The sequence below is a fragment of the Candidatus Latescibacter sp. IFSED24 genome (assembly GCF_058273205.1).
This window is the reverse complement of the sequence record NZ_CM177850.1, coordinates 3,744,604-3,760,377: the sequence shown is the minus strand read 5'-3', so window position 1 is coordinate 3,760,377 and position 15,774 is coordinate 3,744,604. Positions and strand designations below refer to the sequence as shown.

The following is a 15,774-nucleotide window of genomic DNA, read 5'->3' as shown; positions in this document are numbered from 1 at the left end:
TTCCTGTATATCAGTACAAAGATCTCTTGTATGATCACCTCCGCTGACGAAGCCATCCGGGAGCCGGTCGTCGGCTCCTCGTTCCGGCCCCTCGAGGACGGTGCATGAAGACCCGTGCCATCACGTGGCTCTTGTTCGCCTTCATCCTGACCCTGCTGTATCCCACTGGAGGGCGGTCCGAAGTACCCATCGACCGGGACAAGGCCGCCCGGGTGAAGGCCGCCTACCTCTACCACCTGGCTCGCCTGACCACCTGGCCCGCAGGCACCTTCGCCGCCGACGATGATTCGTTGCGGATCTGCATCGTGGGCGAAGACCCCCAGGACCTGGTCGGCCTCTTCCGCCGCTCGGGGCAGGACCTGCGCGCCGGTCGGTATCCCCTGAGCATCGAACGCCTCGATCCCGATCAGCTCCTGGCCGACCGGACGGACGACCTCACCCGCTACCAGGTGATCTTCTTCACCGAATCGGCGCGCGACCAGGCCCACGGGCTGCTGGCCAGCGGCGCACCGCCAGGCGTGCTGCTCGCCAGCGAAATCGACGGTTTCTGTGAGCGCGGCGGCATGGTGGGCTTCGCCATCGCCGGCGGCCGGGTGCGGATCGACGTCAACCGGAAGGCGCTGCACGGCAGTTCGCTGCGGCTGAGCGCCGAGTTCATGCAGCATGCGACCCTGGTCGAACCGGCGCCGCGGGAGGTCGATTGACATGCGGTGGTCGTTCTGGAACAACCTGCCCTTCCGCTTCAAGCTCGTGATCTACGGGGGCCTGGTCACCGCGGTGGCCCTGCTGGTCACCGGCATCGCCCTGGTCCGGATGGAGGCGACCTCGTTCCGCAAGCACTTCCTGCAGACCATGACCACGGTGGCCGACGTCACCAGCCAGACCTGCGCCTCCAGCCTGATCTTCGACGACATCGCGTTCGCCGAGCAAGTGCTGGAGGGCCTGGACGTCGAGCGCAGCATCGACCGCGCCTGCATCTTCACCCTCGACGGCGAACTCTTCGCCTCGTTCGAGCGGCCCGGCCAGTCGACCACGTACCCCGACCCCGCGACGCTGATGCCGCACCGCTTCACCGCCGAGATGCTGGAGCTCGTGCGGCCGGTCACCTACGGCGGCGTCCCCATCGGCAACATCTACGTGCAGGCGCGCCTCGACGAACTGGGCGAGCGGATGCAGATCTTCGGCGTCGCCATGGTGATCCTGCTGGCGGTGGCCCTGGCGCTGAGCCTGGCGCTGGCGGGCGTGCTGCAGCGCGGATTGCGGCGCCCCATCATCGAGCTGCAGGCGACCGCGGACCGCATCATGCGCGAACGCGACTATTCGGCCCGCGCCCGTCAGTTCGGGCGCGACGAGCTGGGCCAGCTCACCGAGCGCTTCAACGAGATGCTCGTCCGCATCCAGCGTCGAGAACAGGCGCTGCACGAGAGCGAGGCCCGGTACGCCCACCTGCTCGGCCGCATCGACGAGGTGGTCTTCCGGCTGACCATTCCCGAGGGCCGTCTCGAATTCTGCAGTCCCGGCGCCCTCTCGCTCTTCGGCCACGAGGCCGAGAAGCTCACCACCGACCCCTACCTGCTCCGCTCGCTAGTCCATCCCGAGGACCGCCAACGCTTCGAGCAGATGCTCGACGAGGCCGCCGCGGGCCAGATCGTTCCCATCCTCGAGTACCGGATCATCGACGGGCAGGGCCGCGAGCGCACCATCGCCCAGTCCAATTATCCCGTGACCGACAGCCAGGGCCGCCTCACCTCGCTGGAGGGGCTGTTCATCGACGCCACCGATCGCGTGCAGGCCGACCGCGAGCGCGAGCAGCTCCGCTCCGAGCTGGCCCAGGCCCACAAGCTCGAGGCGCTGGGCACGCTGACCGGCGGCATCGCCCACGACTTCAACAACATCCTGGGCGCCATCATGGGCAACGCCAGCCTCGCCCTCGAGGACCTGCCCGAGAACCATCCGATCCAGGAGTCGCTGCGCACCATCCTGCAGGCCAGCCAGCGCGCCGCCAAGCTCACCCGCCAGATCCTGGCCTTCTCGCGGCAGAACCGTCAGGAACAGACGCCCGTCGATCTGGCGGTCATCCTCGACGAGGCGCTCACCCTGCTGCGCGCCTCGCTGCCGGCCACCATCAGCATCAAGACCCGCATCCCCGACAGCGTGCCCCCGGTGCTGGCCGACCCCACCCAGCTGCACCAGGTGGTCATGAACCTCTGCACCAACGCCCACCACGCCATGCGCGAACACGGCGGCCTGCTCGAGCTCGAGCTCTGCCCCCGCGACCTCGCGAGCAGCGATGTTCAGCGCTATCCCGAACTGCGGCCGGGCCCCTACCTCGAGCTGATCATCTCGGACACCGGCGAGGGCATACCCGACGAGCTGATCGAACGCATCTTCGAACCATTCTATTCCACCAAGCCCGAGGGCGAGGGTACGGGCATGGGGCTGGCCGTGGTCTATGGCATCGTGCGCGATCACGGCGGCCACATCGCCGTGGAGAGCGATCTGGGCCAGGGCACCACCTTCCGCATCCTGCTGCCGACCATCACCACCGCCGCGATGCAGCCCCTGGAGCTGCCCCGCCAGAGCCTGGAAGGCCACGGACGCGTGCTCTTCGTCGACGACGAGGAGATGATCGTCGAGCTGGTCGAGCGCATGCTCACGCGACTGGGGTACGAAGTGGTCTGCTTCACCAATCCCTGGCTGGCGCTGGAGGCCTTCGAGCACGATCCCGACTCCTTCGACCTCGTGCTCACCGATTTCACCATGCCCAACCTCACCGGACTCGACCTGGCGCACCGGGTGCGCGCCCGCCGCTCCGCGCTCCCCATCGTGATCAGCACCGGCAACCGCGACCGCGTCGACCAGGTCGAGGTCAGCGCCCTCGGACTGGTCCGTATCGCCAGCAAACCCTTCGATCTCCAGCAACTGGGCCAGCTCGTCCACGAGTGCCTGCAGAAGGAATGACCGGAACCTGATCGAGAGGCCGCGCCATGAAGATCCCCGTCCTGACGATCACGGCGCTATGGGTGTGCCTGGTCGCGGCCCCGGCTCCCGTCGGAGCGCAGGACGAGGTCGATCTGGAGCATCCCTTCTCGCTCTCCCTGGCGGAACTGGCGCAGATCCGCGTGGTGCAGCCCGCCACCCTGCTGCCCATCGAGGAGCGCTTCACCCCCGCCGCCGTCACCGTCCTCACCCAGGCCGACATCCAGCACTCCGGCGCCCGCCATCTCGACGAGTTGCTCGAGATCTTCGTACCCGGCCTGCAGTTCCTGAAGAAGAACCAGGCCAGCATGCTCGGTATCCGCGGCATCATCAGCGACCGCAACAACAAGCTGCTGATGCTGGTCAACGGCCGGAACATGAACGTCAAGACCCGCGACGGCGGCGCGCTCACCGAGCGCCATCTCTCGCTGCTCGGCGATATCCGCCAGATCTCGGTGGTGCGCGGTCCCGGCTCGGCCGTGTCGGGACCGGGCGCCATCGCCGGCGTGATCAGCATCGAGACCTACAACGGCCTGAACTTCGAGGGCTTCTCGGCCCAGGGACGGGCGGGCGCTGGCGAGGAATTCGCCAGCCTCGAGCTGAAGTACGGCCACCGGCTGACCGACCAGCTGGGCCTGTTCGCGCACCTGGGCGTCGAGGGCTACGCCGGCGCCAGCAACGCCGTCGCCCCCCTGTTCTTCAGCCACGCCTTCACCGCCGGCGACGGTTCGCGAGTGGTCCCCGGCCAGCCGGTGCCCTTCGCGGTCAACGACCTCGACGGCGCCTTCGATCGCCAGCCGCGCTACAAGGCCCACCTCCAGCTCACCGGCGAACACCTCGACGCCTGGACCCGCTACACCCGTGGCGGCATCCGGGCCGCCGCCCAGCACAGCAACTACGAGCTGCGCGATCCGGCCACCCTCCTGGACACCGGCGAGGGTTACCAGCAGTTCACCGCCTTCGCCCGCTACGAGCACCACCTGGGCCCGCGCCTCTCCGTCAACGCCAGCCTCAGCTACGACCTCACCGACATCCTGGTCCACAACCCCAACGCTACGGATCTTCATTGGCGCGAGGACGAGTATCTCGGACGCCTCCTCGCCCACCTGCAGCCGGGTGCCGGCCACGACCTGGCCCTGGGCCTGGCCCTCTCTCACGAGATCTTCGGCAAGCAGGGCTTGCTCGAACCCAGCCCCTCGAGGGTCATGGAGTCGGACATCCCCGAGGGCACGATCTGGGACACCGACATGTGGTCGTTCTTCGCCGAGGACCACTGGCGGCTGGGTCCGACCTGGTCCACCAACCTCGGCCTGCGCCTGGACAAGCACACCTACACGCCCTGGATGGCCTCGCCGCGGTTCGCATTGATCCACACGCCGGGCGAGCAGGACACCTGGAAGGCCATCTACAACCGCTCGGTCCGCCGCTCCGACGACGCCGACCTCTACCGCGCCGAACTGGTCAGCGGCACCGCCGACCAGACCGAGACGGTCGACAACCTCGAGCTGCGCTACGAGCACACCGCCCCCGGCGGCTGGCGCTGGTCCGCCGGCGCCTACTACAACATCCTGGACGTGGTATCCTGGGACGGCGCCACCAGCTCCATCAACGCCATCGGCCAGCTCGAAACTTACGGCCTCGAGCTCGAGATCGGCCGGCACGCCGGACGGCTCGACCTGGTCTTCTCGCACAACTTCACCAAGCAGATCGATTTCGACCTCACCCGCGACACGCCGGTCCAGAACATCTCGGCCGCGCCCTATGGCTTCGGCAACGACCTGGCCAACTGGCACACCCAGTGCACCAAGCTGGCCGGCCGCTACGTCTTCGCCCCGGCCTGGACCGCCTCGGGCGCCGCCCGCATCTACTGGGGCCTGCAAGGCGGCCGGGACCTCGCCGACTACAACGCCGCGGTGGCCGACGCCCCCGGTCTGCCACGCTACGATGGCGACCCGCGGGCGTTCGGCGCGAGCGCCTACCTCAGCCTGGGACTCGAGTTCCGGCCCTCGCCGCGCATCACGGCCGGCGTGCACGGACACGACCTGCTCGGCCTCCTGGACGAGGATCTCGACAAGCAGAATTTCTTCCAGCGCACCAGCCAGTACCGGCACGCGGCGCCGTCGTTGGTCCTGACCTTTCGCCTCCAAATCTGAGGGCAAACCTGCGTTTCGGGACACAATTGCGAGGCTCTCGGGCGGTCCGGCGTGCTAAAATGGTTGTTTGAACCGGTGCCAACCCCGTCGTGACCGAGTCCGGAGGCTCCCCACATGCCGACCCGCCCCCGCCTGCTGCCCTCCCTGATCCTGCTGCTCGCCGTGGCCGGCAACGCCACGGGCGCCGGCGATGAGATCCTGCCCCTCGGTCCCGGCGCCCACGAGGCCACTGCCAGGTTCACCATCGTGGACCGCCAGGCCGGCAGCCTCACGCTCCAGCTCGACCTGCAGGGCATCGCCCGCGAACGGGTCGCCATCGACGGCCGCACCTTCGACCGCCTCGGCCTGCCCGACGGCGGATTCACCGGCGCCGTGGGCCAGGTCGCGTTGCCGACCATCACCCGCCTGGTGGCCCTGCCCGCCGGTTCGGGCGTGCAGGTCCGACTGGTCGACCACGACACCCAGGCCCTGCCGGACCTGGCGCCCGCGCCGGTCCAGCCCGTCCTGGACCGGGACAAGGCCGCGCCGTCGTTCGATGCGACCACGTACGCCGATACGCCGGCCAGCGCCATCGGGGTCACCGTGGGCGAGCCCGCGCTCCTGCACGGCCTGCGCGTGGTGCCGGTCACCTTCGCGCCGGTGGCCTACGACCCGGCCCGCGGCGAGGTCACCGCGGCGGCGCGCATGACCGCGGAGCTCACCTTCACCGGCCGCGACACCCGCAACGATCCCGCCGGAACGGCGCGTCAGATCCCCGAGTCGTTCGCCACGCTCTACGAGCAGACCGTCCTGGGCTACGAGCGCGGCGACGACGTGGTCAGCGGTCCGGGCAGCGTGATCTACATCTGCCCCAACAACGCATCGGTCCTGGAGATGATCGAGGATCTGGCCGAATGGCGGCGGCACCAGGGCTACAACGTCGAGGTCGTGAACATGGGGCTGGTGGGCGGCACCAACAACGCCATCAGGACCCACCTGATGAACCGCTACCAGGCCATCGAGCCGCCGCTGGAATTCGTCACCCTGGTGGGCGACGCCAACGGGTCCATCGCCGTGCCCACCTTCAACGAGACCACCTCGGGCTACTACGGCGAGGGCGATCACAACTACTCGCGCCTCGACGGCGAGGACGTCCTGGCCGACGTCCACGTCGGCCGCATCTCGGTGCAGAGCACCAGCCAGCTCCGGCTCGCCCTCGACAAGATCATCGACTACGAGAGCGAACCCGACTTCAGCGACACCGACTGGTTCACCACCGCCGGCCTCACCGGCGACCCCTCGACCTCGGGCTACAGCTGCATCTTCACCAACCAGTTCGTGAAGAACCAGCTGCTCGAGCTGGGCTACACCCAGGTCGACACCATCTGGACTCCCAGCTACCTGACCAAGATGATGGCCACCATCAACCAGGGCGAGACGGTCTTCACCTACCGCGGCCTCGGCGGCATGAGCGGCATGAGCTACAACCACATCCAGGCCACCACCAACGGTCGCCAGCTGCCCTTCGCCATCATCCTGACCTGCGACACCGGCAGCTTCCAGGACGACACCACCGCGCGCAGCGAGGCCTTCCTGCGCGCCGCGAACGGCGGCGGCATCGGCGCCATCGGCACCGCCACCTCGGGCACCCACACGCGGTACAACAACTGCATGTTCCTGGGCATCACCGACCACCTCCTGCGCAGCGGCGACTTCCGCTTCGGCCCCGCGTTGACCCGCGGCAAGATGAACTTCTACATCAATTTCTGGCAGAACGAGCAGAACAAGGTCTGGACCTGGTCGACCTGGAACAACCTCATGGGCGACCCCGCCACCGAGCTGTGGACCGGCGTGCCGGCCACCCTCGACGTGAGCCATGCCGACCAGGTGGCGCTCACCGCCGGCGCGCTGCCGGTCACCGTGACCAGCGGCGGATCGCCGGTTGCGGGCGCCCGCGTGGCGGTCTATCAGGCGGGCACTCTGCGCAACGTGGCACTCACCGACCAGTCCGGCCAGGTGGTCCTCGACATCGCCGACGCCGCCGGCGGCGACATCCACGTCACCGTCACCGGCCACGACCTCTACCCCTACCGCGGCACCGTGGCCCGCGGCACGGTCGCGCGCTCGCTCGACCTGGCCCAGCTCGCCATCGCCGACGGCGCCGACGGCCAGGCCAACCCCGGCGAGTCGCTCGACCTCACGATCCAGCTCGCCAACGGCGGCACCAACGCCGTCAGCGCCGCCACCGCGGCGCTCACCGCCGGCCCCGACTGGCTGGTCCTCGATCCGGATCCGGTGTCCTTCGGCACCGTCCCGGCCGGCGGGACCGCCTGGTCGCAGCAGCCCTGGACCGTGACCCTGGCCGGGGACGCCCCCGGCGGCGTGACCGCCGTGGTCGAACTCGTGGCCAGCGGCGGCGGCGAATCCTGGACCAGCCTGCTGAGCCTGCCGGTGCACGGCCCGCGGGGCGACCTGGTCGGCACCACCTGGAGCCATCCCGGCGGCAGCCCCGACCCCGGCGAGAGCGGCGTCCTGATCTTCGACCTGGGCAACGTGGGCGACCTCGGCACCGCCGGCGTCATCGGGCGGCTGAGCTGCGACAGCCAGTGGGTCGACATCACCGACGGCGACGGAGCCTGGGGCGCCCTGGCCGCGGGCGGTTCGTCGCTCCCCAGCGACGCCTTCGGCGTCAGCTTCCCCGACGTCGGCTATCCCGGCCACCTCGCCAGCTTCACCCTCGAGCTGACCTTCGCCGAGGGCGGCACCCAGGTGCTCGAGTTCCAGACCACCGTGGGCACCGCCAGCGCCGGCGACCCCACCGGTCCCGACCCCTACGGCTACTACGCCTTCAGCAACGACGACACCGACCCGCTGGCGCCCGCCTACGACTGGGTCGAGCTGGCCCTGGTCGGCGAGGACACCGGCATCAGCGACACCGACCGCTGGGACGACGAGACCCGCACGGTCGACCTGCCCTTCGCCTTCACCTACTACGGCGAGGAATACGACCGCGTCTCCATCTGCTCCAACGGCTGGCTCGCCTTCGGCGACACCTACCTCAAGTTCTACCGGCCCTGGATGCTGCCCGCCGACGGTTCGCCCGACGCCATGGTCTGCGCGTTCTGGGATGACCTCGCCGGCGGCCAGGTGCTCACCTGGCACGACGAGGCCAACCACCGCTTCTTCGTGCAGTGGGACAACTTCGGCACCTGGTACGAGTCGTATCCCGACGGGTACTACAGCGGCAACTGCACCTTCGAGATCATCCTCACCGACCCGGCGCACGCCGGCACCGACACCGGCGACGGCCTGATCGAGATCCAGTACCAGAGCGTCACCGTGTCGGCCGACGAGACCACCTACTTCGGGGTGGGTATCCAGGACCGGACGCGCACCCGCGGCCTGACCTACGCCTACGGCAACCACTACGCCGGCGGCGCCGCCACCATCCAGCCGGGCCGGGCCATCGCCTGGCGACCCATCGTGCCCCAGATCCAGGGCACGCTGCAGGGCATGGTGCGCAACGCCTCGGCCGGCGGCTCGCCCATCCCCGGCGCCTCGATCACCGTGGTCGGCGCCAACCGCACGCTCCTCAGCGGCGAGGACGGCCGTTTCACGGGCTCGGCACCCGCGGGCACCTGGGACATCGCCGTCAGCCACCCCAGCTGTCCCGCCGACACCGCCCGCGGCGTGGAGATCCGCGAGGGCCAGGCCACGACACAGGATTTCCAGCTGATCGACATCGGCGGCCCGGTCATCACGGGCACCACCCAGTTCTCCGGGACCTCCGACACCGAAGGCCCCTACCAGATCGGGGCGACCATCACCGACCTGAGCGGGGTCGCCGAGTACCACCTCTACTACACCTCCAGCACCAGTGGCGGCCCCTTCGAGGTGCCGCTGCAGCCCGTGGAGACCGAGAGCCCGGACGTGATGGGCGAGATCCCGGGCCAGCCGCTGGGCACGCGTGTCCAGTACTGGATCAGCGCGGTCGACATCCTGGGCCATGGCTCGGTCGATCCGGTGGGCGCACCGTGGCCGTGCTACGCGTTCCAGGTGGCCGAGGTCACCACCATCGTGGACGAGGATTTCGAGGGCGACAGCGGCGGGTTCAGCGTCGACGTCCAGGGATCGGACAGCGCCTCGTCCGGCATCTGGACCCTCGACGATCCCAACGGCACCGAGAACGACGGCCAGCCCGTGCAGCCCGAGGACGATCACACCGCCGCACCCGGGGTCCAGTGCTGGTTCACCGGCCAGCAACCGAGTGGCGGCTCGGTGGGCGAGAACGACGTGGACGGCGGCGTCACCAGCCTCTACAGCCCCACCTGGAACCTCGCCGGCTACAGCGCGGTCACCCTGAGCTACTGGCGCTGGTACACCAACGACCAGGGCAGCAGCCCCGGCGAAGACGTCTGGCAGGTCCAGATCTCCAACGACGGCGGCGCGAGCTGGGTCGACGTGGAGAACACCATGTTCAGCAACAACGCCTGGCAGCAGGTGCAGGTCGCCCTGGAGGACCACTTCGCCACGCCCGATCGTCTCCGCGTGCGCTTCCTCGCCTCCGATCTCAGCAACGGTTCGCTGGTGGAGGCCGCCATCGACGACCTGCGGCTGGAGGCCACCGCCCTGGCCGCCGACCAGGATCCGCCCACGGTCGCCTTGATCGCGCCGGTGGCCGGTGCCCAGTTCACCGCCGGCCAGACCCTGAACGTCACCTGGAACGCCGCCGACGACGTGGGCGTGGTCCACGCCCGCGTCTGGCTCTCGCTCGATGGCGGTGACAGCTATGAACTGCTCCTGGCCGAAGGCCCCCTCGACGGCACCCTGGCCTGGACCGTGGACGTGCCGGGAGGACCGGCGAACGACAGCTGCCGGGTGCGGGTCGAGGTCCTCGATGCCATGGAGCGGCAGGCCAGCGACGAGTCCGGTGTCTTCACCATCGTGCCGGGCACGGTGGATATCCCCGCGGTCGGAACGCACCTGGCACTGGGCCAGAATCAGCCCAACCCGTTCAATCCGCAGACGGTCATCGTCTTCACGCTGCCTCGCACCCAGGACGCCACGCTGCGCATCTACGACGTGCAGGGACGGCTGGTGCGCACGCTGGTCCAGGGGCCACAACCGGCCGGTCGTCGCGAGGCGGTCTGGCAGGGACGCGACGACCAGGGCGGCGAGGTGGCCAGCGGCATGTATTTCTACCGGTTGACCACCGAGGACGGCTCGCTGGTCAGGAAGATGCTGCTGTTGAAGTAGAAGCCAGACCAGCGACGGAGCCGGGGCCAAGGAAGGGATTCCCTGGCCCCTTTGGCGATGGAAACGTCACCCGGGCCCGCCGATGGTGTACAATTGTGCAAGAAAGCCCCCATGGGCCGGCTATTTGTGGAGAATATTTGACTGAATTGTGCGCTCTCCGGTGGCGGCGCCGTGATACCATTGGTGGTTGCATCGGAGTTCTCTTGACGACGCCCTCGACGCGCCATAACTGGAGGCGACCATGAGCCCTCGCAAACGCATCCTTTCCGCCACGATCCTCGCCCTCCTCGTTCCCGCTTTGACCCTCGCGGCGAACCCGGACCTGCTGGCGGTGTCGCCCGGAGCCACCGGCGCCGAGGCCCAGGTCGCGATCAAGGCCCAGAACGCCACCGGCATGACCCTCGAACTGGAAGTCCTGGGACTGGCGTACGACACCGTCGAACTCGGCGGACTCCTCTTCGATCGCCTCGAGCTGACCGACGGCGGACACGCCGGCCACACCGGCCAGGCCGCGCTGCCCACCATCACCCGCCTGGTGGCCCTGCCCGCCGGTTCGGGTGTGCAGGCCCGCGTGACGGCCCAGCAGCTGCAATCGCTGGGCGCCATGAACCTGGTCCCCTTGCAGCCTGTACGCGACAGCGCCAAGGCCGCCACCTTCGACGCCGCGCTCTACGCCACCACTCCCGCGAGCGCTCCCGGTGTCACCGTTGGCGAGCCCGCGCTGCTGCACGGCCTGCGCGTGGTGCCGGTGACCTTCCGGCCCGTGGGCTACGACCCCACCACCGGCGAGGTCACCGTGGCCAGCAACCTGACCGTGGAGGTGTCCTTCTCCGGCCGGGACGACCGCAACAGCAGGGACTCCTCGCCGCAGCTGATCCCCGAGTCGTTCGCGCTGATGTACGAGCAGGAGGTCCTGGGCTGGACCCGCGACTCGGACGTCCAGGTGGGCCCCGGCAAGTACATCATGATCTGCCCCGACAACAGCACCGTCACCGGCATCGTCGAGAAGCTCGCCGACTGGCGCCGTCGCCAGGGCTACACCGTGGAGGTGGTCACCACCGCCACCACCGGCTCCTCGGCCTCGGCCATCCGGAGCTGGCTGCAGAGCCAGTACACCAACAGCAACCCGCCGCTGGAGTTCGTCGCCCTGGTGGGCGACGCCAACGGCGCCGTGGCCATCCCCACGTTCCACGAGACCTACTCGGGCTACAACGGCGAGGGCGACCACGAGTACACGCTCCTCGACGGCGGCGACGTGCTGGCCGACGTGCACATCGGCCGCATCTCGGTGACCAGCACCAGCCAGCTGCAGACCGTGATCGACAAGATCGTCGACTACGAGAGCGCCCCCGACATGTCCGACCCCAGCTGGTTCACCACCGCCGGGCTCACCGGCGACCCCTCGGCCTCGGGCTACAGCTGCATCTTCGTCAACCAGTTCGTCAAGCAACAGCTCCAGGAGCTGAACTACACCCGCATCGACACCATCTGGAGCGGCAACTTCGTCACGCAGATGATGGCCACCATCAACCAGGGCGAGAGCCTCTTCACCTACCGCGGCTACCTGAACATGAGCGGCATGGGGGCCTCGCACATCTCGTCGCTGAGCAACGGGCAGCAGCTTCCCTACGCCGTGATCCTCACCTGCTACACCGGCTCGTTCGAGGACGACACCACCTGCCGCAGCGAGGCGTTCCTGCGCGCGGCCAACGGCGGCGGCATCGCCAGCGTCGGCACCGCCACCACCGGCACGCACACCCGCTACAACAACTGCATGTTCCTGGGCATCACCAACGCGGTGCTCACCACCGGTGAACATCGCGTGGGTCCGTCGCTGACCCGCGGCAAGCTCAATCTCTACAAGAACTACTACGAGAACGAGTGGCAGAAGGTCTGGACCTGGTCGACCTGGAACAACCTCATGGGCGACCCCGCCACCGAGATCTGGACCGCCGTGCCGGCGGCCATCGACGTGGCCTACCCCTCGCAGGTGGCGCTCGGCGCCAACGCGCTGCCGGTGGCGGTGACCCTGGGCGGCGCGCCCTTGGCCGGCGCCCGCGTGGCGGTCCATCAGGACGGCGCGGTGCACGACTTCGCCTACACCGACCAGAACGGGCAGGCGATGCTGGAGATCACCGACGCCGCGGCTGGCGACGTGCTCGTGACGGTCACCGGCACCAACCTGCACCCGCACCTGGGCCAGACCGCGGTGGGCACCGTGGCGCGTTCGCTCGACTTCGACGCCCTGACGGTGAGCGAGGTCTCGGGCAACGGCGACGATCAGGCCAACCCGGGCGAGGTGCTCGATCTCGAGATCCGGCTGCGCAACCACGGCACCAACGCGGTGAGTGCGGCGGTGGGCACGCTGCTGGAGTCGCTGCCCTACGTGGCGCTGCTCGACGGCGAGGCGAGCTTCGGCACCGTGGCCGCCGGCGGCACCGCCACCGGCGTCTTCCGCGTGGAGCTCGCCAGCGACGCGCCCGGCGGCGAGACCGCCGAGCTGCGCCTGGACGCGAGCGGCAGCGGCGAGACCTGGACCAGCCTGGTGGCGCTGCCCATCCACGGGCCGCAGGGCTCGCTCAATCGTTTGACCTTCGGCGGCAGCGGCGGCGACCTGGATCCGGGCGAATCCGGCACGGTGGATTTCGATCTGGTCAACACCGGCGACCTGGCCACCGCGGGCATCACGGCGAGCCTGAGCTGCGCCAGCCAGTGGGTCACCGTCAGCGATCCTGACGGCAGCTGGAACGGCATCGCTTCCGGCGGTGCGGCGGGAATGGCCAGCACGTTCGCCATCAGCATCGCCAGCGATTGCTATCCCGGCCACATCGCGTCCCTGGTCGTGGAGCTGACTTTCGCCGAGGGCGGCACCCAGACCCTGGTCTTCCCGGTGACCGTCGGCACCGCCGGCGTGGGCGATCCCACCGGCCCCGACACCTACGGCTATTACGCCTTCGACAACGCCGACACCGCGCCCGAGGCGCCGGTCTACGACTGGGTCGAGCTGGCGGGCGTGGGCACGAACACCGGCATCAGCGACACCGGCCGCCACGACGACGAGACGCGTCGGTTCGATCTGCCGTTCGACTTCACCTACTACGGCGAGACCTACGACCGCGTCTCGATCTGCTCCAACGGCTGGCTCTCGTTCGGCGGCACGGACATCAAGCTGTACCGCAACTGGACGCTGCCCGCCGACGGCTCGCCCGACGCCATGATCTGCGCGTTCTGGGACGACCTGGCCGGCGGTCAGGTCTACACCTGGTACGACGAGGCGAACCACCGCTACATCGTGCAGTGGGACGCGTTCGGCTCGTACACCGGAAGTTCTTACAACGGCAACTGCACCTTCGAGATCATCCTTTACGATCCGGCGCATCATGCCAGCGACACCGGCGACGGCCTGATCGTGCTGCAGTATCAGAGCGTGACGGTGAACGGCGACGAGACGACGTACTTCACGGTCGGCATCCAGGACCACACGCGGACCGTGGGCCTGACCTACGTCTACGGCAACAACTATCCTGGCGGGTCGGCCGCCATCGCGGCCAACCGGGCCATCGCGTTGCGTCCCATCGTGCCGCAGGCGCAGGGGACCCTCAGCGGCGAGATCACCAACTCCAGCAACGGCGGCGGCGCCATTCCTGGTGCCGTGGTGACCATCATGGACCAGGGCCGCCAGTTCTATTCGAGCGGCGACGGTACCTACGAGGGCAACGTCACCATCGGCACCTGGGACGTGGCGGTGTGGCACGAGAGCTGCGCACCGGATACTGCCTACGGCGTGGAGATCCTGGAGGGCGAGGTCACCGAGCTGGACTTCGCGCTCGCCGACAACCGCGGCCCGTTCATCGCCGACGTGACCCAGCTCCCCGACACCGAGGACACCGGCGGTCCGTACGTGGTCGAGGCCAACGTCACCGACCTGACCGGGGTGGCGAGCTACACGCTGCACTACACGTCGAGCAGCTCCGGTGGGCCTTACTCGGTGCCCATGACGCTGGTCGACGCCGGCACCGGTCTGGTGCGGGCGACGATCCCCGGCCAGGCCGACGGTTCGCGGGTGCAGTACTGGCTGACCGCCAGCGACGTGCTGGGCTACGGTTCGGCGGCTCCGGCTGGCGCGCCGTGGCCGAACTACGAGTTCACCGTCGCCACGGTGAACGAGCTGCTGGCCGAGGATTGCGAGACGGCCACGGGCTGGCTCGTGAACCTGGTGGGCGACGATACGGCGACCGGCGGGATCTGGGAGCACGGCGACCCCATCGGCACCGAGTACAACGGCCAGCCGGTCCAGCCGGAGGACGACCACACCCCGGCCCCCGGCGTGAACTGCTGGTTCACCGGCCAGCATCTGGAAGGCCAGAGCGCGGGCTACAACGATGTGGACGGCGGCATGACCACCTTGACCAGTCCGGTCTACGACCTGGCGGGTGCCTCGCCCGTGCAGGTGAGCTACTGGCGCTGGTACACCAACGACCTGGGCTACAGCCCGGGCGAGGACACCTGGCTGGTGCAGGTTTCCGGCGACGGCGGCTCGTCCTGGGCCGACGTGGAGAACACCACCGCCTCCAACAATGCCTGGCAGCAGGTCGGCTTCCTGCTCGACGACTACGTCACGGACGCCGACCAGGTCCGCCTGCGCTTCCGCGCCTCGGATCTGGGCGGCGGCTCGCTGGTGGAGGCCGCCGTCGACGATCTGGTCTTCACCTCCAGCACCTCGGTACCCGCCGACGTGGCCGCGCCCACCGTGGCGGTGACCGCGCCGGCGTCCGGCGCCCAGCTCGTCCAGGGCCAGACCATGTCCGTGACCTGGAACGCCGGCGACGACGTGGGCGTGGTGGCGGCGCGAGTGTGGCTGTCGCTGGACGGCGGCGCCAGCTTCGACCAGCTCATCGCCGAGGGCGCGCTCCTGGGCGCGGCCGAGTGGACCATCGCGGTCCCGGCCGGTCCGCCGAGCTACAGCTGCCGCGTGAAGGTGGAGGTCTTCGACGGGATGGAGCGGATGGCCGCCGCCGAGTCCGGCGTCTTCACCATCATCGCCGGCACCACCGACACCCCCGACGCGGGCACGCGCCTGGCGCTGGCCCAGAACCACCCCAACCCGTTCAACCCGGCCACCGTGCTGGCGTTCTCGCTGCCGCGGGCGCAGCAGGCGACCCTGGCGGTGTACGACGTCCAGGGCAAGCTGGTGCGCACGCTGGTCCGCGGCCGGCAGACCGCGGGACGGCACGAGATCACCTGGCAGGGCCGCGACGATCGGGGCAACGGCGTGGCCAGCGGCATCTACTTCTACCGGCTCGTCACGGAGGACGGCTCGCTGGTCGGGAAGATGACGTTGCTCAAATAGCCTGTCTCGATCATCCTGAGAGCCCGGCCGTCGAATCCTGATGGATCCGGCGGCCGG

5 protein-coding genes are annotated in these 15,774 nt (G+C 69.1%); all 5 read left to right on the top strand.

Annotated elements, in window-relative coordinates:
- Positions 1–104 precede the first annotated feature (104 nt).
- The 5 genes from IFSED24_RS15215 to IFSED24_RS15195 all read left to right on the top strand — a co-directional run bounded on the left by IFSED24_RS15215 (position 105) and on the right by IFSED24_RS15195 (position 15,717).
- Positions 105–704, top strand: a complete 600-nt coding sequence (locus IFSED24_RS15215; protein ID WP_491332327.1) for a YfiR family protein — start codon at positions 105–107, stop codon at positions 702–704.
- A gap of 1 nt (position 705) precedes the next feature.
- Positions 706–2,961, top strand: a complete 2,256-nt coding sequence (locus IFSED24_RS15210) for an ATP-binding protein (RefSeq protein ID WP_491332326.1) — start codon at positions 706–708, stop codon at positions 2,959–2,961.
- Between the two features lie 26 nt (positions 2,962–2,987).
- Complete coding sequence (locus IFSED24_RS15205; RefSeq protein WP_491332325.1) at positions 2,988–5,132, top strand: TonB-dependent receptor plug domain-containing protein; 2,145 nt, start codon at positions 2,988–2,990, stop codon at positions 5,130–5,132.
- A 114-nt stretch (positions 5,133–5,246) separates the two neighbouring features.
- Positions 5,247–10,367 carry a C25 family cysteine peptidase gene (locus IFSED24_RS15200; protein ID WP_491332324.1) on the top strand — a complete coding sequence of 1,707 codons (5,121 nt, stop codon included), beginning with the start codon at positions 5,247–5,249 and terminating at the stop codon, positions 10,365–10,367.
- Positions 10,368–10,608: 241 nt separating this feature from the next.
- Positions 10,609–15,717: a C25 family cysteine peptidase gene (locus IFSED24_RS15195; RefSeq protein ID WP_491332323.1), complete on the top strand. Its 5,109-nt coding sequence runs from the start codon at positions 10,609–10,611 to the stop codon at positions 15,715–15,717.
- Positions 15,718–15,774: the final 57 nt, after the last annotated feature.

What these genes read in the sequence shown, in the direction of transcription:
- IFSED24_RS15215 (WP_491332327.1), top strand. Translation starts at nt 105, where the DNA reads ATGAAGACCCGTGCCATCACGTGGCTCTTGTTCGCCTTCATCCTGACC.
- IFSED24_RS15210 (WP_491332326.1), top strand. Translation starts at nt 706, where the DNA reads ATGCGGTGGTCGTTCTGGAACAACCTGCCCTTCCGCTTCAAGCTCGTG.
- IFSED24_RS15205 (WP_491332325.1), top strand. Translation starts at nt 2,988, where the DNA reads ATGAAGATCCCCGTCCTGACGATCACGGCGCTATGGGTGTGCCTGGTC.
- IFSED24_RS15200 (WP_491332324.1), top strand. Translation starts at nt 5,247, where the DNA reads ATGCCGACCCGCCCCCGCCTGCTGCCCTCCCTGATCCTGCTGCTCGCC.
- IFSED24_RS15195 (WP_491332323.1), top strand. Translation starts at nt 10,609, where the DNA reads ATGAGCCCTCGCAAACGCATCCTTTCCGCCACGATCCTCGCCCTCCTC.